This is a genomic window from Enterococcus sp. AZ140 (assembly GCF_051714405.1).
GTDB lineage: Bacteria > Bacillota > Bacilli > Lactobacillales > Enterococcaceae > Enterococcus_B > Enterococcus_B pernyi.
Genome location: NZ_JBIORU010000001.1, coordinates 1,634,204 through 1,656,749 on the forward strand (window position 1 = coordinate 1,634,204; position 22,546 = coordinate 1,656,749).

Here is a 22,546-nt window from a genome sequence, read left to right on the forward strand (position 1 = left end):
CTCCCTCCTTTATTAATTACGCATCATTTTCACTATTACTCGTATCTTTTGCTTTATCAACAATGTCTTGTAATTCTTTCAAAAAGACAGACATATCTTTGAATTGACGATAAACACTCGCAAAACGAATATAGGCGATTTCATCTAAGTTCACTAAATCTTCCATGACGTATTCACCGATCAGATTAGTTGAAACTTCATTTTCGCCAAGACTTCTTACACGATTTTCAACATGGTTGACGATCTGTTCCATTTGTTCCATCGCTACTGGTCGTTTTTCGGCAGACCGGATCAAGCCTCGTAAAATTTTGTCACGATTGAATTCTTCACGTTCGCCATTTTTCTTGATCACTAATAACGGCGCTGCTTCGATTCGTTCAAAGGTCGTAAAACGGAAGGAACATTTTTCGCACTCCCGGCGTCTTCTTATTGCTCGACCATCGTCAGCTTGACGACTATCGATCACTCTTGAGTTGTTATGTTGACATCTAGGACATCTCATCGTAATTTTCACCTCTCTTGGTGTAGTTTGATCGCTTATTTGAATGTACCAAATGAAGTTGTTCCATCAGTTAATTTTTCCCACCAATTATGAATCATTGGTGGAAAAAAGGCTGGTTTTCAACACTAAGCTTAAAAATTATAAAATATGAAAAGGATTTTTTCAATTTATATCTTATTGCTCAGTTCAAAGTGATTTTCACAACTTCACTGCTTATTGTTTTAGATTTTTTTCCACTGATTTTTTATTGAACTAATTCAAGTGGATCGTAATAAACGTTTTCTTATTACTAACTTTAGTATAACATGAAACAATTAAGCAATGCGACTGTCCCAGTTAAAAAATCGCTTGAACTGAAAGATTTGTTGTGTTTTTATCTCAACGAACGAAAACAGACTGGCGTTCAGCACCAGCCTGTTTCTTTTTGATTTTCTATTTTACTCAATGCTTGGGTAATCCCTATAGTTTATCTTCGATTCCCGTGTAATGTTTCATTCGTTCTTCTTCGATTTTTTGTTCTGTTGAACGATGATCGAATTGGGGGTCTTGGTTTACTTCAGGACTTGTTTCCGGATCTTTGCGTTCTGTGGTTAAGTCCTGTCGCTTGGATTCTTTTTCGACATGTTGGTCTTCTAACTCAGCAATTCTCGCCCGGTATTCATCTTCACGAATTTTACCTTCTTCTGCTTGGATCTGGCCCTTTTCCTGTAAATCTTCTTTGTGGAGAATCTCACCAATTTTTTCTTTCGCAGAACCTACTACTTTATCTTTTTGGTTTTTGAATGTACCCATCGTATCATCTCCCCCTCTTTCTTTATATAAATAGCATAGCAAAATGTTGCGATTTACTCAAAGAAAGCGATTAAGCAATAACCATTTTTTGATTTCAGCGGATAAATCTTCCTTGGTTTGGCGGTTATCGAATACGATATCCGCACGTCGTTTCTTTTCCTCGATCGACAGTTGGCTTTTCACCCGTTGTTCTGCTTCTTGCTTCGATAATTGATTGCGTACCATCAAGCGTTCGATTTGCTGAGATTCTGGAATATAGACAACTGCGACGGCATCCATTTGTGTATCATACTGTCCTTCAAACAATAAAGGAATATCGACAACGATCAACGGATATTGGGCTTTCTTCTCTATGATTTCTTCAGTGATTCTCCCACGGATAAATGGATCTAATATTTGATTCAATTGCTCACGTGCAGTGACAGAACCGAAAATCAATTGTCCAAGTTTTGCCCGATCTAACTGACCATCCTGTTGGAGGATCTCTTTGCCGAATGCTTGAACCAACGCTTGAAGTCCTGGCGTATCCGGTTCAACGACCTCTCTTGCCACTATATCGGCATCGATCACTGGAAAGCCATATTGTTGGAAAATAGCAGCGGCAGTACTCTTGCCTGTCGCAATTCCCCCTGTCAAACCTAAAACAAATCCTACTTGGGTATTCTTAATTTCTGACATGTTGGACAATAGTGCGTCCCCCTTTGCGCAACTTTCGTTTTCACGATTGGTGTTTGACAACGAACACATGCTTCTCCTGTCTGTCCATAGACATGTAAAGCCACTTGGAAACTCCCTGACTCACCTAACGCATTGAGATAACTTCGGATCGTTGTTCCCCCTGCTTCAACTGCTCGTGACAACACATCGATGATTGCTTGACGGAGTAATTTGATTTCTTTTGGGCGTAAAGAATCAGCTGGTTGCTCTGGATGGATCTTCGCTTCCCATAATGCTTCATCTACGTAGATATTTCCTAGTCCTGTGACCAACTTTTGATCAAGTAACAAAGGTTTGATGGCTTTGTGTGACTTTTGTAGCCCTACTGTAAAGTCTTTTAATAAGAATAGATCTGGTAAAGGCTCTGGACCTAATTTTAAGATTCCTTTATAGGTATTGCTCGCTCCTTTTTCAACGATCGTCATACGGCCGAATTTTCTTACATCGTGGTATCGTAATTGGCTGCCATCTTCAAAAGAAAAAATCACATGTGTGTGTTTGTCGATCGGTTCTTCTTTTTCAAAATATTGATATTTTCCCTCCATCCGTAAATGGGAAATCATTTCATAATGACTCAAGTGAAAAATCAAAAATTTCCCCCTACGACCGATCGATTCGATCGTTTCACCAATTAACGTTGCTTCAAAAATCGGTACCTCCGGTTGTTCAATGATTCTCGGCCACAGCACTTGGACGTTTTTGATTTTTTTGTTTTTCACTAATTTCTCTAATCCTTTACGGACAGTTTCAACTTCTGGTAATTCGGGCATCCTTTTTCTCACCTACAATTTTCACTTATTTGATTTTGAATCGAACTTATCTGAAACAAAAATAAAAGCTATTTTTATTCTTGAACTTAAAACAGAATAAACGGTGTTCCATAAGCTGACCTTCAACATTAAGCTAAAAAATCGTAAAATATGAAAAGCTATTTTTAATTTTCTATCTTACTGCTCAGATCAAAACGCTTTTGTCACAACCTTGATAAACAGTATTCCACAAGCAACTACTTCAGAAATAAGCCAAGAAACCCAAAAATTTGATAAACAATTTTCGGGTTTCTCGCCTTATTCTCAGAGCTGGACAGCTCTGTTACAATCTACTCCTACATCGAACGAACCTGATCCAAGATCTTTCCTCAATGTTTGTCTATCGGTATAAAAGTAAAGAATTATTTGGCTTCATACCATGTTTTGCCCCAGCTGCTGTCTGTGATCAGTGGAACATGTAAAGCAACCGCCTGTTCCATTACTTCGCTGACTAATTTATCTAACATCTCTAATTCACTTTCTGGCACTTCAAAGACTAATTCATCGTGCACTTGAAGTAACATCGTCGCTTGCAAGTCCGATTCTTTCAAGCGTTTGTCCAATTCGATCATGGCGATTTTCAGGATATCCGCCGCACTTCCTTGGATCGGCGTATTGATTGCTGTTCGTTCGGCAAATGAACGAATGTTGTAGTTTCTTGAATTAATATCTGGTAAATAGCGACGACGATGGTATAACGTTTCTACAAAACCTTGATCTTTCGCTTCACGAACAATACGCTCCATGTATTCTTTGACACCTGGATATTTTTCAAAGTACGTATCGATATATTGTTGAGCTGCTTTACGCGTAATGCCTAAGTTTTGTGATAACCCATAATCAGAAATTCCATAAACGATTCCGAAATTGACTGCTTTCGCTTGACGACGCATATTTGGTGTGACGTCTTCGGCTTTTTCAATGCCGAACACACGCATTGCTGTACTTGAATGGATATCTTGTCCTTCTAAAAAGGCAGCTTTTAAATGCTCGTCATCTGAGATATGCGCCAATACACGTAATTCGATCTGAGAATAGTCAGAAGAATAGATCAACCAATCTTCGTTTCTAGGAACGAATGCTTGACGGATCTTGCGACCTTCATCTAAACGGATCGGAATATTTTGTAAGTTGGGATCAACTGAACTCAAACGGCCTGTCTGCGTCAATGTTTGAACATAGCGAGTATGGACTTTCCCGTCCGATTGGATCACTTTCAGTAAACCTTCGACATAGGTCGATTGGATTTTAGCGATTTGGCGATAAATCAAAATATCATCAACGATCGGTGCTTGCTCACGCAATTGTTCTAAGACATCAACCGCAGTCGAATAGCCTGTTTTGGTTTTTTTGATCACTGGAAGACCCATCTTTTCAAAAAGGATCACACCTAATTGTTTAGGTGAGTTTAGATTGAATTCTTCTCCAGCCTCTTCATAGATTTTTCGTTCGATCTCTCTCAATCGATCCGAAAATTCGATTTTCATTTCTTGAAGACGAGTCGCATCCACTTTGATCCCACTGATTTCCATTTCAGCCAAGATGATCGACAAAGGTAATTCCATTTTTCGGAAAAGATTTTCTTGATTTTTTTCTGCTAATTCTTGACTTAGTTTAGGCGTCAAACCATTGATTGCTGAAACTTTTCGTGCTAGGTGGGCAAAGAAAACTTCTTCATCTTCTGGTAGACCTTTCTTCGCGCCTTTTCCATAGATTGCTTCATCCGATTGGATATCATGATACCCATAATGTGACGCTATCCCTTCGATGTCCTCACTTTTCTCGTTCGTATCCAGTAAATAAGCACCTAGTAAGACATCAAAGTCGATCCCTTGTAATTTCGTTGCATAGCGGTTCAATGCCACATACGTACGCTTAGCATCATATACATTTTTCAGGCGAGTCTTGTCCCCGACCCATGAAAGAAAGGCTTCATTTTCAAAAATCGCTAAGTCATTTGTCACATAGATTTTCTCTGGTGTTCCCCATGCCACACCAACGATGTCCTCTGTATGATAGTTGTCGCCCATCATCTCAACATATAAAGCCATATTTGTCTGGAACATGCTCTCATCGTATTCATGGACCACTTCAAACAAAATATCTTTCATTTCTACTTGTTCTTCAACCACATCTAATTTAGCAAGAAATTGTTTGAAATCCATTTCCTTGAAGAAAGGCACCAATTTATCTAAGTCTTTTCCTTGATAGGCAAGGGAGTCAATATCCACTTCTACTGGCGCATCGGTATCGATCGTTGCTAATTTTTTAGACAAGAAAGCTTGCTCTTTGTCATTGATCAGATTTTCTTTCATCTTACTTTGCTTCATTTCGTCGATATGTTCATAGATCCCTTCAACAGAGCCATATTGATTTAATAATTTGATCGCTGTTTTTTCACCGATCTTTGTTACCCCAGGGATATTATCTGAAGCATCCCCTGCTAATCCCTTCATATCGATGATTTGTTTCGGTGTAAGTCCATCATATTTTTCCGCCACATGTTCTGGCGTATAACTTTCAATATCACTTACACCTTTCACAGTGATATCGACTTTGATTTCTTTTGATGCCAATTGTGTTAAATCTCGGTCACCGGACAAGACAACTACATCGAATATTTCTTTATCCACTTTTTCTGCCAAAGTACCGATGATATCGTCTGCCTCATAGTTCGGTAACTCGTAATACTTCACACCTAGACCGGTTAGAAGCTCACGGATATAAGGCATTTGTTCTTTGAATTCTCCCGGTGTCTTTGAACGGCCACCTTTGTATTCTGCGTACATTTCTGTTCGGAATGTTGTTTTCCCTGCATCAAAAGCAACCAAAACATGCGTTGGTTGTTCTTTTTGCATGACATTTTCAAACATATTATGAAACGCATAGATTGCGTTGGTATGCAACCCATTACGATTTTTAAAACGTTCCAACGAATTGTGCAACGCAAAGAATGCACGAAAGGCCACACTATTTCCGTCAACGAGTAATAATTTATTTTTAGTCATCCGCTTAACTCCTTACTATAAAGTTCTTTCTCATTCTAACAAAGAATGCCAAAGAATGCGAAAAGAAAAAACGGATAGGCAAAAGGTTGTTAGAAAAGCGGTCCGTACTAAGGCGTAAGATACCAGTGTTACTTTTTGAATACCGTTTATTCTAGATTGCGAACAAAGTAATTTAGGATAAAAATAGTGATTACTGGTATCGATGACCAAAAAAAAGAACCCACTAGAATTTGACGATCAAATTCTAGTGGGTTCTTTCTTTTCATATGAGAGATATTTTTATCTTGCTCTTCGTTTATTGCTTAGTTATTACGTCCAAAGATTCGCAAGAATGCCAAGAACAAGTTGATGAAATCTAGATATAGTTGAAGTGCCAAGAATACGGCAATCCCACTATTTGCTTGTCCATTTGATTGAACATATACATTTGCGATCTTTTGGTTATCATAAGCAGTGATACCTGCAAAAATCACGACAAGTAGTAATGAGATGAACAGTTCAACTGCACTACTTCTTAAAATAAAAACATTCAAGACCATCGCAATGATCACACCGATCAACGCTGCCATTCCGGCACGACCCACACCTGATAAATCTTTTTTAGTGAACATCCCGATTGCTGACATCCCAATGAACATCCCAGTTGCTGAAATAAAAGCAGTTGTGATCGTTCCGATATCATAAAAAGCTAATGTAACAGCTAAAACGATACCATTCAATAAGGAATATGCGATAAATCCACCGATTGCTAAGCTTGGATTTTTTTGTGCTTTTGCTCCTAAAACTAAAACCAAAATAATTTGGACGATCCATAATCCCATAAAACCTAATGGAAAATTATTGATGAAGCTTGCTACTTGATAAGGAAAGACTTGGATCGCTAAATAGGAAGTGATCGCACTTAGCGCTAGACCGATTCCTAAAAATCCGTAGACTTTCGCATAAAAGCGGTTGATACTATTTGATATGATTTGATTGTTCATCTTATTCACCTTCACTTTCAAGAGTTAATTCTTGTTCTAATTCTGGTGGTTGTACCATGACTACTGCATCTAATACACGATTGTCTTGTGTATTCGTGGCCTCCACTGAAATAGTCACAACATTTTTCATCTTATCCACTCGAATGACTTCAAACTGAAACGTCAATGTTTCATAATGAAAAACCGGCTCGACAAAATTAGCTGAAAAATTCACCACATGAGAACCTGGACCAGGCAAGTGTTTTGACACTGCACTTGTTATGATTCCCATTAACATCACAGTTGGAACAATGGGTTGATGGTATTCCGTTTTCTGTGCAAAATCATGTTGGATATATAAAGGATTGGCATCGTTTGTTAACCCTAAATATAATAATAACTGATTATCTTCAATTGATTCTGTTAAAGATAACGAGTCACCTTCCTCGATTTCATTGATTGTTTTTCCTAATTTACGCGGTTTACTTATGTTCAAGTTTAAACCCTCCAGTTTATTTATTCATTCGTACCAATTGTACCAAATCATACAAAAAACGCAAGTTACAGAACATGCTTTGGTCTTTCACTTATGTAAGCAATCACTTCGATGATCGTACATTATTTATTGAAGACTATAGCATAGTTGAATAAAAACCGTTCGTATTTTGTCTGGATATTTTAGGATTTCTTAATTCGATCGAATACGTACGGTCACTATAAGCAGGCGAAACATTACTGAAAAAGAACTACCTATCACCCACAAATAAACGTCAAAAGGGGCTGCCACCTGACAATCCCTTTTGACGCTAACTTCTTTTATTCACTTAGATGATTACAGAACGTTTTTCGTTGTACTGCTCAATAATTTTTCATAGGCTTGTTCAAATTTTTGAACATCACCAGCACCCATGAAAATAATCACTGCTTCATGGTAGTCTAATAACGGCGAAACGTTATCTTCTTTGATTACTTGACCACCTTTTTTGATTTTTGCCCCTAGGTCTTCGATTTTAACGTCCCCTTGTTCTTCACGGGCAGAACCAAAAATATCACATAGATACACACGGTCAGCTAAATCTAAGGCTTCGGCAAATTCATCCATCAAGGCAATCGTACGAGTAAATGTATGTGGTTGGAAGACTGCAATGATTTCTTTGTCTGGATATTTCTGACGTGCACCATCAATAGTTGCTTTGATTTCTGCTGGATGGTGAGCATAGTCATCAACGACTGTCATATCAGCCACGATTTTCTCGCTAAAACGACGTTTCACTCCAGGGAATGTCAACATTTCGTCAGCAACTTCTTTCACGTCTAACTTTTCAAAGTAGGCAACTGCGATAACACCAAGTGCATTCAAAATATTATGTTTTCCAAATGCTGGAACTGTAAAGTGTCCAACAAACTCTTCGCCATGGAACACATCAAAAGCTGAACCAGTTGTCGTACGTTCAATATTACGTGCTTGGATATCGTCATCTTCATTCATACCGTAATAATAGATTGGCACATCCGCTTCTAACTTTCTTAGATAGTCGTCATCTCCGTAAGCAAAGATCGCTTTTTTGACTTGTTTTGCCATCGTTTGGAAAGCTGAGAAAACATCATCGATACTTGTATAATAATCAGGATGATCAAAATCGATATTCGTCATGATCACATAATCAGGAGAGTAAGCTAAAAAATGGCGACGATATTCACATGCTTCAAAAGCAAAGAATTCTGCCTCTGGATCACCATGACCAGTGCCGTCACCAATCAAGTAACTTGTCGGACGAATCCCTGTCAATACATGTGATAATAGACCTGTCGTACTTGTTTTCCCATGGGAACCAGTGACAGCGATACTCGTATAATTTTGGATAAAATCTGCAATAAAATCATGGTAACGGATTACTTCTAATCCAAGCTCTTTTGCACGTTGGATCTCTTCGTGTGAATCTGGAAAAGCATTGCCGGCGATCACGATCATTCCTGGTTTGACGTTTTCTGCATCAAACGGCAAGATAGAGATATTGGCTTTTTCTAAATCTCTTTGAGTAAAGAAATATTTTTCGATATCTGATCCTTGGACGTTTAATCCTTTTTCATGTAATACAAGTGCCAAAGAGCTCATTCCTGAGCCTTTAATACCAACAAAGTGGTACAAATTTTCTTGATTTTTCATTTGAATCCTCTTCTCTTAACTATCATCCATTATTTTATTCATACATTCAACACGAAACCCATTATCTTATAAACAATAAAAAATTTCAACCAAATTTATTCGGATGATTTTTAGTTCCTTAAATATTAGTGCCCTGATTACCTTTTTAGCGAAACTTTTTCATTCATCGCTAAGAGACGTAAATAAGCAGACCACACCTCATCTGGGATGTCGACATGACCGATAAATCCCGTTCCATTAGGTCCGTAACCTTGGGCATCATCTTTCAAACGAACCATTTCTCCAAATACTAAGGCTTGGAAATAATCAGAAGGCCACAAGTCATTTAGTCTTTGATCAGAGAAGTTGAATCCCTTGGTACTTTCTGTCACTTGTGGAAGTATCGGTACATAATTATAAAAATGAACAGACTCATTGCCCCAATCCTTCTCAAAAGTCGCCTTTGTTCGTCGTTGCAAGGTCGGATCATTCATTAAAAGAACACGTTCAGGTAATGGGCCCTGTGCTTTTAATAACTTGTAAGAAAATGAAGCATTCTCGCCACAATTGGTTGACTTCGTTTCTAACAATAGTGCCTGTTCAGGTAACCTATATTTTTCAAGCAAATAGCGGGCACAAATCTCACTTTCACTTAAACCTTGTTCAAATAAGAATCCTTGTTTTTCAAAATTTTTATAGAGATACTTCGTCGCATGTCCGATCCCACCAACTAAAACGATTTGCTCAACCTGCTGGTTCAAGTAAGCCTTTGCTGCTTCATCTACTAGAACGGGCAGACAATTCCCAGCTAAAATCAGTGTTGGTGCTTTTAGTTCCGAACACTCCTGTGGTTCAGGGTCTGCTAAAAAATCCAATAAGCAATTCCAGTCTGCAATTCTTGATGGTTCACCTGTCATTCTGTTTCTCTCCTCATACAATTATTCAACATCCAAGTACGTGGTTTTTTGCCATATCAATCGTCCTCTACAACGCCCACACAAATAGCGATCTGTATTGATTTTCCTTTTACGATAAATCCATTCAGCACACTTTTGGCATTGATATCCTTCGATTTTTTGCCTTCTATTTGAAGGAATAGCAGGTGCATAACGTAAGCCACCCGTCTTTACCAATAACTGTTTGAAATCTGAGTCACGATGACGATAGCCTTTTCCAGTCAAGTGAAGATGATAATGACACAGCTCATGTTTGATGATCCCGATGATCGTTGCTTGATCGGCTACTGCAAACATCGTCGGATTAAAATCCAAATGGTGATCATTCAAATGGTACCTACCACCTGTTGTTTTCAAACGTTTGTTGAACATTGCTTGGTGCATGAACGGACGCTGAAAGCTTGTCAAAGAAATCTCTTCAACTAACTGTTGCAATTCTTCTTGTGTCACGCTTGATCCTCGTAAGGCGAAAGCATCGTCAGACTGATACGCCCTTTGTTCGTATCCACTTGTTCGATCCAAACAGTGACGACATCCCCAACGGAAACAACATCAGTTGGATGTTTGACGAATTTATTGCTTAATTTAGAGATATGGACTAAACCATCTTGTTTCACACCAATATCGACGAATGCGCCAAAATCAATGACATTGCGGACTGTTCCTTTTAATTCCATGCCGGGTTTTAAGTCTTCCATGCTCAATACATCTGAACGCAAAAGTGGCGCAGGCATTTCATCTCGCATATCTCGTCCTGGTTGGGTCAACCCCTCAAGAATATCTTTTAATGTTTCTTCACCTACTGGCACTTGTTGTGCTAAGCGTTGTGGAGAAATCTGACTTAATTTTTCGATTGCTTCTTTCGTTCCTAAATCCTTTTCAGATAATTGGTTTGCCTGTAAAATCTCTTTTGCTACGGCATAACTCTCTGGATGGATCGCGGTGTTGTCCAGTACATGTTTGCCACCAGGCACACGTAGGAACCCGATCGCTTGTTCATAGGCTTTTGGCCCTAAACGTGGGACCTTCTTCAATTGCGTTCGAGAAGCAAATGCACCATTTTCTTCACGATACGTCACGATGTTTTGAGCAGTCGTCTTATTTAGACCAGAAATATGTTGCAACAACTGAGGACTCGCTGTATTGACATCGACCCCTACTTGGTTCACTGCCGTTTCAACAACAAAATCTAACTGTTCTGCTAATCGCTTTTGTGAAACATCATGTTGATACTGACCCACGCCAACAGCCTTCGGATCGATCTTCACTAATTCAGCCAACGGATCTTGTAGTCTTCTAGCAATCGAAACTGCACTCCGTTCTTCCACTTGTAACTCCGGAAATTCTTTACGGGCAATATCACTTGCGGAATAGACAGAAGCTCCGGCTTCATTGACGATAGCATAAAACGCTTGATGTTTGGCTAACTTCAACTGTTCTGCCACAAATAACTCCGATTCACGGCTCGCCGTTCCATTACCGATTGCAACCATATCCACCTGGTACTGATCAATCAATTTCACAAATGCAGGGCCTGCTTCGGCTCTTTTTGCTTGATTCGCCGGTTTGTGCGGGTAAATCACTTCAATCGCTAAAACCTTACCTGTCGCATCCACCACTGCTAATTTACAGCCGGTACGATAAGCTGGGTCAAAGCCTAAGACAACTTTCCCTTTTAAAGGTGGTTGCAATAACAAGTTACGCAGATTCTCGCCAAATATAGCGATGGCTTGCTCATCCGCTTTTTCGGTCAACTCATTACGGACTTCCCGTTCGATTGCAGGTTGGATGAATCGTTTGTAACTATCGTGGATCGCTAAACGAACATAACTAGCAGAAGGCGAAGCTGTATCAGAAATCAATTGTTTCTCCAAATAAGTTAAAATCGCAGCTTCATCAACCGTTAGATTGACTTTCAACACTTCTTCTTTTTCTCCACGATTGGTTGCTAAGATGCGATGAGAAACGATTTTATGAATTGGTTCAGAAAACTCGTAATACATTTCATATACGCCTTTTTCATCATTCTCTTTGTTCTTGACCGTACTTTCGTATAGCCCCTTATTGTACGTATAGGAACGGACCCATGTTCTGAATTTTGCATTGTCACTTACCTGCTCCGCAATGATCTCATGGGCACCTTGTAAGGCTTCTTCAGGAGACGGAACTTCTTCAGTGACGTATTTAGCTGCTTCGGTCAAAACATCTTCAGATGTAAAGGTCAATAACCAAGTGGCTAAAGGTTCTAACCCTTTTTCTTTCGCAATCGTTGCTTTCGTTCTTCGTTTTTGTTTGTACGGACGATACAAATCCTCTACTTGTTGCATTTTTACAGATTGTGTAATACTTTGTTGTAATTCTGGAGTTAATTTTCCTTGTTCATCAATCAAACGCAAGACTTCGGTTTTGCGTTTTTCCAAATTTTCTAAATAAGCATAGCGCTCTTCAATTTCACGAATTTGTACTTCGTCCAAGCTTCCGGTCATTTCTTTACGGTAACGAGCAATAAACGGTACCGTGTTACCTTCTGCTAATAAATTCAAAACAGTCGTTAACTGCTTTGCTTGATAATCTCCCAATTCTTTTTTGACAAGCTCTAGAATCGTTGGATTTACTTTGTCTGTCATTAAATAGCCTCTTTTCTAAGTCGAAATCGATTCTTGCGACGGTTTATTCATTAAAAAGCAAGAATCAAAAAATCATACTGATTTATTTTAGCATAGATTCTGGTATTTCTAAATGTAACTAAACAGTGTCTAGAACAAAAATAAAATTCATTTTTGTTTTTAATTTTAAAATGTATAATCGGCGTTCCAAAATCTAACCTTCAGGACTAAGCTAAAAAGCCCAAAAATTTGAAGAACAAATTTCGGGTTTCTCGGCTTATTTATCAGAACTGGACACTTTTATCAAAAACTTTTTTGATCAATCACGTGGTTGCCATGGTCCTTGATTGTTTTGATACTCGATATCTTGGATGATTCCAGTTGGATCAAAAACGACACCATGCATCGATCCGCCAAAGACAGCCCCACCGTCGATCCCGATTTTCTGATCTTGTATCCATAAATCAGTTGTCTGCATATCTCCATGGAGTAGTGGCGTGATCGTATGACCAAATACGATCGTCTTACCTGTCCGATTCTTATGCTCATGAAAAGGCTCTCTGATCCATAAAAAATCTCTAGGGCTAGTATCACGCCAATCTTTTTTAGTTAGATCAACACCCGCATGGACAAAAAGATAGTTTTCCCATTCATAATATAAAGGCAAATTACATAAAAAATCGACTAATTCACGATATCTTGAACGAATCATCATGGCAATCTCAGTTGGTGAATATTCTTCTGCTGCACCTGGATGCAAAAGACTTTCCATTGTTTCTCTTCCACCGTTTCTTAAATAAGATGGATACCAGTCTTCTGGTTCTTGGAGAAACTGTAAGAAGTACTCTTCATGATTGCCTCGCAAGTAGACCGCACCAGTTTCTTTCACTAACTTCATTCCTAGTAATAAGCAATCTTTTGTTTTTGGTCCACGATCATTCAAATCACCAATCAAGACTAATTGATGAATATGTGGATCATAATGTGTTAATAGCTTTTGAAAAAGATCATAACTTCCATGGACATCACCGATTGCATAGACAAATGGTTTATTCATGACACCACCACCTTTTCATTTGATTATATCGCAATTTTATCCTCATAGGTAGCAACAATTTCCGAATAGTTAAAGGAAAAATCTCCTGATTTCAGATGAAAATGAGAGCCACGAAAATTTGAAGAACAACTTTCATGACTCTCATTTTATTTTATAAACACTAACTACGTCTGCTTTGATTGTTAGAAAAATTATACAAATGCTGCTAAATGTGCATCGATTTCTTCCGCAGATAGATTTCTTTCTTTGACATAGCGATTATGCGGATGTTTAGCACAGGCTACTGAACATGAGCCTAAATGTTTTTCTTCATTTTCCACTGAGGCTAACATTTGACGATTACACTCTGGATTTCCACAGTTGATGTAACGTTCGCAAGGAGTACCATCAAACCAGTCTTTTCCAACGATCTGCTTATCTACGCGATTGATGTCGACAGCGATACGCTCGTCAAAAACGTACATTTTGCCATCCCATAGTTCCCCTTGGACTTCTGGGTCTTTGCCATAGGTCGCAATACCACCATGCAATTGACCGACGTCTTTAAATCCTTCTCTCACTAACCACCCAGAAAATTTCTCACAGCGAATCCCGCCCGTACAATAAGTCACGACCCGTTTTTCCATAAACTCTTCTTTATGGTCACGAATCCATTGTGGCAGTTCTCTAAAGCTACGGATATCGGGGCGAACTGCTCCTCTAAAATGCCCAAGATCATATTCATAGTCATTTCGTGCATCGATCACAACCGTATCTTCATCAAGAATCGCTTCTTTAAACTCTTTAGGCGACAAATAAGCGCCCGTCATTTCTTTTGGATCAATGTCATCTTCTAGTTTTAGTGAAACTAGTTCAGGACGCGCACGAACAAACATTTTTTTGAATGCATGACCCTCGCTAGGATCAATTTTGAAAAATGTGTCAGCAAAACGTTCATCTGCCAACATCGCTTTCATGTATGCCTCAGTTTCTGCAATCGTTCCAGAAACTGTCCCATTGATCCCCTCTTCTGCGACAAGGATACGTCCTTTTAAATTAAGTGATTGGCAAAAAGCAAGATGCTCTTTCGCAAAAAGTTCAGGATCAGTGATCGTTGTATATTTATAATATAGTAGTACTTGGTAATCCATTTAGTTACTTCCTTCCATCAATTCATTCCATAATAGTATAAAGAAGTATAAATGAAATGACGATATTTCTGCTTGTGTATTTTTGCGCAAGTATAGTTTACATAATATAAATATCGTAATTTTATGTATTCAAAGACACAAAAAAACCGACTAAAATTTCAGTCGGAGTTCTTGCTTCATTCTTACTAAGTAAGTTATTTTCCTGTCACAGCAAAGTAATTCCCATCAGGATCTGCAAAGTTGAATACATATTCTTCACCTAAATGGACTAAATCACCTAATGTCACTTCTAATTGTTGCATCTTTTTGTATAAACCAAAAATGTCCGCACTATAAAACATCAAAGAAGGTGCCCCACTAGCTGTGCCTGGTGAATGCTGTTCGATAAATTCACGATCATATAAAACAAACGCAGTACCCGCATCTTTTGATTGGGCAATCTCAATAATCAATGTACCATCCATTTCTTGACGATCCAACACAACAAAACCGATCTGCTGCCAGAAATCTGCATTTTTTTCAACATCATCTACGTATAACATGATTTTCATTTCATTTGTAAACATCTATTCATTCCTCCACTTTTTTCGTCCTAGCTAGTTTAGCATAGCTTATAACGAAAATCTATGTTAGAGACATACGGATGAGAAGGGGGATTTATGTCGTTCATTTTATAAGTGAACTCATCTTTTACTGTTCAAGCTTCTTCTATATGAGAGCAATCAGTCAAAAATGTTTTAATATAGCATTATTCGAAAGCTGCATGAATAATAGTCTTCACTTGGATAAGATCTTTTCGAGTATATTTGTAACTTAACTTTCTTTGTTTACTAAAGGACTCACTTGCAGAAATTTTATTGATATAGTACACATCCCCTTTTTCGTTTGCAACTTCTGATAAAACTGTTCTGCCGATTGAAACATCATTAATATATTGAAATTTTTCACCACTATCATCTTGTCCACCAAAAAGAAAAATTTTACAATCATATACTTCATTTATTTGCATAAAATCAAAATTTTTAAAACTAGTAACAGCAGAATCATCAAAACATAAATCAATTGTAGCTGTATCTAAATTTTCCAACTCTAGATTCCGTGTAGCTACTGATGCTTCTATGGAAAGTAGTTTATACATGCGCATGCTCCTAGTTTAAATAGTTACGTGGATTGCTCTTGTTGGTAAATCGGTTGATTCGTTACTTCTCGATTCTCTAACTTTCGTCAGAAACCAAAACATTTATTTCAAATTGATTTTTCTTGCCAAAAGAATCGATTTTCTTCCATGTTTAATTTTTCCACCTGAATCTCTTTACAAACGATATTCATTGTCATCATCGATAGATCAAGAGAACATTCTACAAAGTTCTCATTCCCTTCATATTTTTTCAAGGAAATATCTTGTCCTTCATATCCAAGTTGCCCCCCTCGCATTTCTTTTACATTATCGATTGTTCGCCAATTTGAATCGGTCTCATAACTGACTTTATAACAAGATAAAAAACATATTTTCCAACAACTTTCTTCATTATTTTCTATAAAAATGTATACCTCATCACCATAATACTGAGTTTGAATATCCAATATTGACATATCCCAGTATTCAGTATTATCAATTTTATTTTGTAATAATTCAATATTCATCATTTACCTCCAAAATTAATTATCAGACCAAGGAATATGCGCATCAGAACTTTTTTTGTCTACAATATTTCCTTTCATATCCAATGAATTTTTATTTCCATCAAAAATATGCATATGTTTATATTTGGTAATTTTATCTGGTGGGTCAATCCGAATTCTAAAATTACCTTGTACGTCTTTGATATGAACTCGACCATTGTGTTCAAATATTTGCCAACCTTTCGGTACACTATTCTTTAATTCATTTAATGACATCTGACTAATCTCTTTAGGACTTAGGTTATCCAGCCTAGCATCTACTACCTCTCCAATTTTACCATTTTCCACCTGCTTCACACCAGTAGTCGTCAATACTTTGTAAGACGCATAAGTAAAGCCTAATATCATCAGGGCTTGACCAAGTTCAGATTCATTGATCCATGTGTAGCCGTCTTTGACATATTGCGAGGTAGAGACAATACTGCCTAAGAGTGGGTCTAGTTTTTCGCCAGTTTCATAATTGACGCCTTGACGCCATGCTGCATTGACTTTCTCTTGGTAGGTATCGTACGTCATAAATTGGATCAGTTCAGGTTCTAAGTAGTGACCTACTTTCGTGACATATTGATACAGCTCGGGGTTCACGATGCCATAGCCTGATTGCTTGTCTTCAATTTTCCAAAAGACACGTGGGTTGCCCTCGCTATCGTGAATAATGAGGGCATAGACGTTGTACTTTTCTAGTTCTTTGTTTTTAGTTGGATCGATGCCTTTTTTCTCGTTTTCTGCTTGTTGCCATTTATCTTGGATCGTAGTTGTCCAGGACAAATCTTTCGGCATAGAGAATGTCTTCGTTTGGCTATTCCAAGCAGTTTTCGTTTGAGCAAGGCCTTGATTGACTGCTTGTTCGAGACTTTTGATTTCTGTAAAAAATTGCGCGGTGCTTTGGTTGTAAGCTAAGAGTTTTTGGAGTTTTTCTTCCAGCTTGTGTTTCAAGTCATGATACATCGTGAGTAACAACGTATTCTGATTGAGTTGAAACCCTTGGTGTTCTTCCGGCATATGAGGTGAAAGAAGCAACTGCCGTATCCCCTCGGCTTGGGTGATATATTGATTCATTTGACGAATTTGCGCTTCTAATTCGGATTGTTTCAAGCTGATGGAATCAACTTGATTTATGTATTCCTGTGGAAATCGTTTCGCTGCTTTTTCGACCGCTTCGGAGAGTAAGATCCCTCCTTGGACGAGTGGGTAAAGTATTTGAGAAAAATAGGCTTTCGCAGCGTCGTAGGTTTTCCCTTGGAGATTGGGCGTTTGTAAAGTGAATTGAGTGATGGCTTGTTGGAGATTTTGGTAATCAGTGACTTGTTTTTGGAAGAAGTGACTGGCGCTCGTGGCTTGGGCTAAGGAATCCGAAAGATACATATCGATACTCATGTGTTTTGATCCTCCAACAAAATTTTTCTTTTCTCAAAACTAATCTCATCAAGCTTTTGCGTGATTTTTTGTTGTTGGATCATTTCATGATGTTGGCATTCATCAAAGCCATTCATCAATCGCCTACTTTGATGTGAAAACTCCGAGGTGAATGTTTCGATAGATGTAGAGACATTCGACTTCTGGTAAGACAACTGTAATCGAAATAAGAAGTTTCCGATTTCTTTAAAGTGATTCTGGTAATCTGAACGGCAGGCATCAAGTTGTTTCATTTTCTTTTCCTGTTCTTCTCTTTTTGCTTGCAGCAACGTTTCCTCGGTATCAAGAGTTGTCCATTGATTCATTAGCGTCTCTCCTTAAAAAGATCTCGACTTAACTGAGTGTCTAGTGCAGAAAATCCTTGAGCAGCAGTTTGCAATTGATTAGCAGCGCCTGAGATGGCTGAGGCAATTTGATTGGCTGAGTTTTTGGCGGACGTTATGCTACTTTGAATGTCTTGATTGCCAATTAGCGTGGTGCGTGTGTCATTTTGAAGCGATGATGCTTGGTTTAAAGGGGTGGTTGCACTGGTGATTCTTGAAGTGGACTGTTGGGCTTGTTGAGAATTACTGCTAAATGTGACCATAGATCTCCTCCTCGATTTATATAGACGGTATAGAACGCTTGCATATTCATTATAACAATACATAACCTTCCGTTGGATGAGAATTGTATTAGATAGGTCTTGTTACCTTATTTTTTTATAGATTTTTGAATCAATTATTTCACGTTTACACTTTTCGGAATATATTTTAGTATAAAAAAAAGCGAGAGCAATCTGCTCTCACTTTTCGTTTTTTCGATCACGCATTCACGTCAACGACTTTTGCTTCATCTTTGATCACATCTCGATCAAGATCATTGATACGTGCACTTGTAACAATACCTGCTACCATACTGCCACTTACGTTGACAGCTGTACGAGCCATATCGATCAATGGTTCAACGGAGATAACTAAACCAACGATTGCTACTGGTAAGTTCATTGAACCTAATACGATCAATGAGGCAAAGGTTGCCCCACCACCGACACCAGCTACTCCGAATGAGCTGATTGTTACGATGGCTACTAGTAGCAAGATGAATTGAATGCTAAAGACATCCATTCCAGCTGCTGGTGCAACGATTGTCGCTAGCATGGCTGGGTAAACACCCGCACAGCCATTTTGACCGATCGATAAACCAAAGCTGGCAGCAAAGTTTGCTGTGGCTTCATCCACACCAAGTGCTTTTGTTTGTGTTTCGATATTCAATGGCAAAGCCCCCGCACTTGAACGTGAAGTAAATGCAAAACTTAGTACTGGAAATGTTTTTTTCAAGTAGTCGATCGGGCTGACTTTCACACCGATCAAAATCAAGAAATGAACGATCATCACTGCAAACAATGCAAGATAAGACGCTAACACAAATTTACCTAAGTTCAAAATGGCATCAAAATCACTTGTTGCCATCACGTTCGTCATCAATGCGAACACGCCATAAGGTGTCAAACGCAAGACTAACGTCACGATACGCATCACGATACGGTACAAGCTATCGATCATATCAGCAAAGAATGATGCTTCTTTTGGTGCTTTTCGTTTGATTCCTAAGTAAGCAACCCCAACAAATGCCGCAAAGATCACGACAGCAATCGTACTTGTTGCACGAGTTCCGGCAAGGTCTGCAAAAATATTTTTAGGAATAAATGACAAGATTTGTTGTGGGATACTTAATCCTTCCACTGTTTCTTGTCGTGTCGCTAACTCAGAAATACGAGCAGTTTCGGCTGCTCCTTGCGTAAATTCAGCACCTTGAAGACCAAATGCGATCGTCACACCGATCCCGATCAATGCGGAAATAGCCGTTGTTGCTAATAAAGTGGTCAGCACCGTTGCACTGATTTTACCTAATTTTTCTGATACTTTCATTTTTGTAAAAGCCGCAACGATTGAAACAAAGACTAAAGGCATGATCAACATTTGTAAGAAACTAACGTAGCCGTTCCCAACGATACTGATCCAATCCATGGATTGCGTAATAACCTCGTTTTCTACTCCAAAAATCAGTTGCAAGGCGCCCCCGAATACGATACCGGCAGCTAGCGCAGTGTAAACCCGCGTTGAAAATTTTGCATGGCGCTTTTGCATACGATAAAACACATATAATAATGCCGCAAAAACTAGAACCACTAAAACTGTGATGAGTGTTGTCATTTTCATCCTCCTCTTAATTTGTAATGACAAGTCCATCTAAGGAAGTAAAGGTTCCCGAGAAGAACTCTTCAGCTCTTCTCCTGAAAATATTTTTTTCAGTGACTTATTCATTCTAGACTATTTTCCGAAATTTTTCCTTACTTTTGCTTACAATTAGTAATAGAAAAAAACACCAGCGATAGCTAATAACTATCACTGGTGTTTTTTTCTTAATTTTCTTCTTTGGCTTTTTCTTCTTTTTCTGATTGGAAGTTCAATTTCACACCTGGCGCATCCAAGGCGATCTCTGTTACTTCATAGGCTAGACGTTTGACCATCTCAAAAAGTGGTGCCACTAATTCATCGACCTCTTCTTGCGTCACATCATTTTGATCTTGGACTTTGCGATTCAAGATGTGGTTGATTTGACTAACGCTTCCAGATAACACATATGTATCAAATACTAAACGAAATTCTAAACGGGCACCAACGATGCTATGTTCTTTCGGATAGTTTTCAATTGTCTCTTTTAGTGGTGAAAAACCTACTTTTAAGTCAGTTTGTACCTCTTGATCAGGTTTTAAAAAATCATAATGAAAAGCTTCTACTACTTCTTTTTGTCTTCTAATTTCCATTTTATCACTCCTCTGTTTAAATTATAGCATAACTAAAGTTGAAAGGGGATACTTATTCTGCATTCTTTTCGATTGCTAAAATATCCGCTAGATTCGCCACAATATGGTCGGCAGGAATCTCACCTAAGAAATGATCGATATCATATAGGCAAGTGTGGATCTTTGCGTTGATCCCCGCTTCAATATCTAATCTTCGGTCCCCTACCATCATTGTTTTTTCTGGGTCTAAATGATAACGATCGATCAAGTGATTGATTGCATCAGGTGCTGGTTTTCTGGCAAATCCTTGGTCGATACCAATCACTTCTTCGATCAAATCTGCTAGCTCAAAGACTTTTAAAAGTTTCCAAGTAGAAGCCGTTACACGATGTGTTAAAATATAATGTTTTGCTCCATTCTGTTTTAAACGACGTAAAACCATTTCAGTCTCTTTGAACGGTACTGAGAGTTCTTGATATTGTTCTTCATATTGATGAAACAATTGATTGAAGGAGGCTTCTTCTAATTGATAACTCTCTCGTAGTTTTCTCACTGATTCTTGCTTCATCACGCGATATATTTCCTTTTTTGGTCGTTCGATACCAAAATCTTGTAATGCTTGAGATACTCCTTCAACCATCGCCGGATACGTATCGAACAATGTCCCATCAAAATCCCAAATGTAATTTTTAATCATTCTTTTACTCCTTTTTACTCATTTCACTAGACCTTTGCCTAATATTTTTTCTTATACCTTTGTTGTGAATTGCGTGCCGCACTTTTTACAAGTCACTCGAATCTCACCCTTGCCTTTCGGCGCCCTTTGCTTGAGTTGACAAGTTGGACATGAAAAAATCGTGTAGGTAGCGCTAGCTTGTTGTTCGGGTTGACGTTTCAGTTTATTTTTCATTTTCGTAAACCAGCTTTTGATCGCAACTGTTTTTTGTAAATACGCTTGATTTTCGTTTGAACGAACATAGATTTTCTTTGAACTAAATCGAGCGATGGTCAAAGCGATAAAAACGAAGAAGAGTAGATAGCCTAAACTGAAAGGCAACCAATATCTCACGACAAAGAAAAATAATCCTAAAACTAAAAATAAACGATTTAATGGATCAAAACGCGCATATCTCCCTTTCATGACTTGTTGGTATTTTTGTTGAGCTTTCATTATACGTTGTATCCAAATAGGTCCCATTTTTTTCTCCATTTCTCTTTTATTCAAAAAGAAAAAGCCTTAGTTGGCCTTTTCCATCGTCATTTGTTGTAACACATGACGGTTCCTCATAAAATCGATCACGATCAGTTTTTTTTCATCTTCACGTTTTACTACTCGAAAGGTATCTTGTAAAGGGAATGTTAACTTCTTAGATTGGATTTCCTTCAAGCGAACAAAACGACGGATCAATGAGAGCAATTGTGGAAACTGGATCGATGTGTGTAATAATTCTGGATATTTTTTTAATAACTGCGTTGTTTTAAACAAATTTCTTTTTCGGCTGATTTGTTTTAAAAAACTTTTTAATATCTTTTGCTGCCGCTGAAAGATTGAAAGAGCGCCTTCTTCATCGATCTGGTAACGCATCTGACGTTGTAGATCTTTCACCGATAGATGGACTTCAGTGGTACCTGACTCTACGTTGATTCCTTGAGGGAAAAGTTCTGAAATTGCTTTGTCCCACTCTTTTAATGATACTTCAAGATAGTCATTCATTGGCAGTTGAAGTTCTTGAATAAAAAAATGCTTGGCAGCTTGGATGCCACCTTGTTCGTAAATCTCCCCAATCGTCAACCCTTCTAAATGAAACTCCGGCGAAAAATGCAAGACTGTTTTTTGTTCATCGATTTGTGTATAGATGAATGTCGACCGTTTGAGAATCGTATCTTTTAAAACAACTAAAAAATTCATTCTTCTCCCCCTTTTTTCTACTACAAAATAGCATATTTTCAACGGTTTGTGTGAAAATATGCAGG

General features: G+C 38.2%; 24 protein-coding genes. All 24 read right to left on the minus strand.

Translation table 11 applies throughout. From position 1 onward, the window contains the following. Positions 1-16 precede the first annotated feature (16 nt). The 24 genes from nrdR to IGJ39_RS07765 all read right to left on the minus strand — a co-directional run bounded on the left by nrdR (position 17) and on the right by IGJ39_RS07765 (position 22,481). Positions 17-502: a transcriptional regulator NrdR gene (nrdR, locus tag IGJ39_RS07650; RefSeq protein ID WP_010735313.1), complete on the minus strand. Its 486-nt coding sequence runs from the start codon at positions 500-502 to the stop codon at positions 17-19. Between the two features lie 459 nt (positions 503-961). After that, positions 962-1,294 (minus strand): hypothetical protein, encoded by a 333-nt coding sequence (locus IGJ39_RS07655; RefSeq protein ID WP_019722654.1) that lies wholly within the window; start codon positions 1,292-1,294, stop codon positions 962-964. Positions 1,295-1,351: 57 nt separating this feature from the next. Next, a complete protein-coding gene (coaE, locus tag IGJ39_RS07660; RefSeq protein ID WP_019722653.1) occupies positions 1,352-1,972 on the minus strand; it encodes a dephospho-CoA kinase in 621 nt (206 codons plus the stop codon). After that, on the minus strand, positions 1,945-2,781 hold the full coding sequence (gene mutM, locus IGJ39_RS07665) for a DNA-formamidopyrimidine glycosylase (protein ID WP_019722652.1): 837 nt from the start codon (positions 2,779-2,781) through the stop codon (positions 1,945-1,947). The genes coaE and mutM overlap by 28 nt, the downstream gene beginning before the upstream one ends. A 401-nt stretch (positions 2,782-3,182) precedes the next feature. Continuing rightward, positions 3,183-5,828 carry a DNA polymerase I gene (polA, locus tag IGJ39_RS07670; protein ID WP_019722651.1) on the minus strand — a complete coding sequence of 882 codons (2,646 nt, stop codon included), beginning with the start codon at positions 5,826-5,828 and terminating at the stop codon, positions 3,183-3,185. A gap of 302 nt (positions 5,829-6,130) precedes the next feature. Further along, entirely contained in the window at positions 6,131-6,811 is a 681-nt protein-coding gene (locus IGJ39_RS07675; RefSeq protein ID WP_019722650.1) for a Bax inhibitor-1/YccA family protein, read from the minus strand. A 1-nt stretch (position 6,812) separates the two neighbouring features. Continuing rightward, a complete protein-coding gene (locus tag IGJ39_RS07680) occupies positions 6,813-7,286 on the minus strand; it encodes a MaoC/PaaZ C-terminal domain-containing protein (protein ID WP_019722649.1) in 474 nt (157 codons plus the stop codon). A 336-nt stretch (positions 7,287-7,622) separates the two neighbouring features. Next, the gene (murC, locus tag IGJ39_RS07685; RefSeq protein WP_010735306.1) at positions 7,623-8,957 is read right to left on the minus strand and encodes a UDP-N-acetylmuramate--L-alanine ligase; all 1,335 of its coding nucleotides are present in this window, start codon (positions 8,955-8,957) and stop codon (positions 7,623-7,625) included. Positions 8,958-9,094: 137 nt separating this feature from the next. Beyond that, positions 9,095-9,853, minus strand: coding sequence for a YdcF family protein (locus IGJ39_RS07690; RefSeq protein ID WP_019722648.1), 759 nt, complete (start codon positions 9,851-9,853; stop codon positions 9,095-9,097). Between the two features lie 21 nt (positions 9,854-9,874). Then, on the minus strand, positions 9,875-10,342 hold the full coding sequence (locus IGJ39_RS07695) for a SprT family protein (RefSeq protein ID WP_019722647.1): 468 nt from the start codon (positions 10,340-10,342) through the stop codon (positions 9,875-9,877). Beyond that, the gene (locus tag IGJ39_RS07700) at positions 10,339-12,519 is read right to left on the minus strand and encodes a Tex family protein (RefSeq protein ID WP_195339442.1); all 2,181 of its coding nucleotides are present in this window, start codon (positions 12,517-12,519) and stop codon (positions 10,339-10,341) included. The genes IGJ39_RS07695 and IGJ39_RS07700 overlap by 4 nt, the downstream gene beginning before the upstream one ends. A gap of 298 nt (positions 12,520-12,817) precedes the next feature. Continuing rightward, a complete protein-coding gene (locus IGJ39_RS07705) occupies positions 12,818-13,555 on the minus strand; it encodes a metallophosphoesterase family protein (protein ID WP_066025098.1) in 738 nt (245 codons plus the stop codon). A gap of 191 nt (positions 13,556-13,746) precedes the next feature. Then, positions 13,747-14,685, minus strand: coding sequence for an oxygen-dependent tRNA uridine(34) hydroxylase TrhO (gene trhO, locus IGJ39_RS07710; protein ID WP_019724463.1), 939 nt, complete (start codon positions 14,683-14,685; stop codon positions 13,747-13,749). Between the two features lie 194 nt (positions 14,686-14,879). Then, positions 14,880-15,251: a VOC family protein gene (locus IGJ39_RS07715; protein ID WP_019724568.1), complete on the minus strand. Its 372-nt coding sequence runs from the start codon at positions 15,249-15,251 to the stop codon at positions 14,880-14,882. A gap of 182 nt (positions 15,252-15,433) precedes the next feature. Beyond that, positions 15,434-15,823, minus strand: a complete 390-nt coding sequence (locus IGJ39_RS07720) for a hypothetical protein (RefSeq protein ID WP_019724569.1) — start codon at positions 15,821-15,823, stop codon at positions 15,434-15,436. Between the two features lie 107 nt (positions 15,824-15,930). After that, entirely contained in the window at positions 15,931-16,329 is a 399-nt protein-coding gene (locus IGJ39_RS07725) for a hypothetical protein (protein ID WP_229048949.1), read from the minus strand. 15 nt (positions 16,330-16,344) lie between these two features. Next, positions 16,345-17,745: a transposase gene (locus IGJ39_RS07730; protein ID WP_438764409.1), complete on the minus strand. Its 1,401-nt coding sequence runs from the start codon at positions 17,743-17,745 to the stop codon at positions 16,345-16,347. Beyond that, positions 17,742-18,089: a DUF3958 family protein gene (locus IGJ39_RS07735; protein ID WP_019724482.1), complete on the minus strand. Its 348-nt coding sequence runs from the start codon at positions 18,087-18,089 to the stop codon at positions 17,742-17,744. The genes IGJ39_RS07730 and IGJ39_RS07735 overlap by 4 nt, the downstream gene beginning before the upstream one ends. After that, positions 18,089-18,370, minus strand: a complete 282-nt coding sequence (locus tag IGJ39_RS07740; RefSeq protein WP_019724481.1) for a TIGR04197 family type VII secretion effector — start codon at positions 18,368-18,370, stop codon at positions 18,089-18,091. Before IGJ39_RS07740 ends, IGJ39_RS07735 begins: the two co-directional genes overlap by 1 nt. Before the next feature lie 217 nt (positions 18,371-18,587). Further along, on the minus strand, positions 18,588-19,979 hold the full coding sequence (locus tag IGJ39_RS07745; RefSeq protein WP_019724480.1) for an L-cystine transporter: 1,392 nt from the start codon (positions 19,977-19,979) through the stop codon (positions 18,588-18,590). 209 nt (positions 19,980-20,188) lie between these two features. Beyond that, positions 20,189-20,593, minus strand: a complete 405-nt coding sequence (locus tag IGJ39_RS07750; RefSeq protein ID WP_019724590.1) for a DUF1149 family protein — start codon at positions 20,591-20,593, stop codon at positions 20,189-20,191. Between the two features lie 52 nt (positions 20,594-20,645). Then, positions 20,646-21,266 (minus strand): HAD-IA family hydrolase, encoded by a 621-nt coding sequence (locus tag IGJ39_RS07755; RefSeq protein ID WP_029594280.1) that lies wholly within the window; start codon positions 21,264-21,266, stop codon positions 20,646-20,648. Between the two features lie 54 nt (positions 21,267-21,320). Next, positions 21,321-21,743, minus strand: a complete 423-nt coding sequence (locus tag IGJ39_RS07760) for a hypothetical protein (protein ID WP_324249877.1) — start codon at positions 21,741-21,743, stop codon at positions 21,321-21,323. A gap of 66 nt (positions 21,744-21,809) precedes the next feature. Further along, entirely contained in the window at positions 21,810-22,481 is a 672-nt protein-coding gene (locus IGJ39_RS07765; RefSeq protein WP_066026257.1) for a hypothetical protein, read from the minus strand. Between the last annotated feature and the right edge of the window lie 65 nt (positions 22,482-22,546).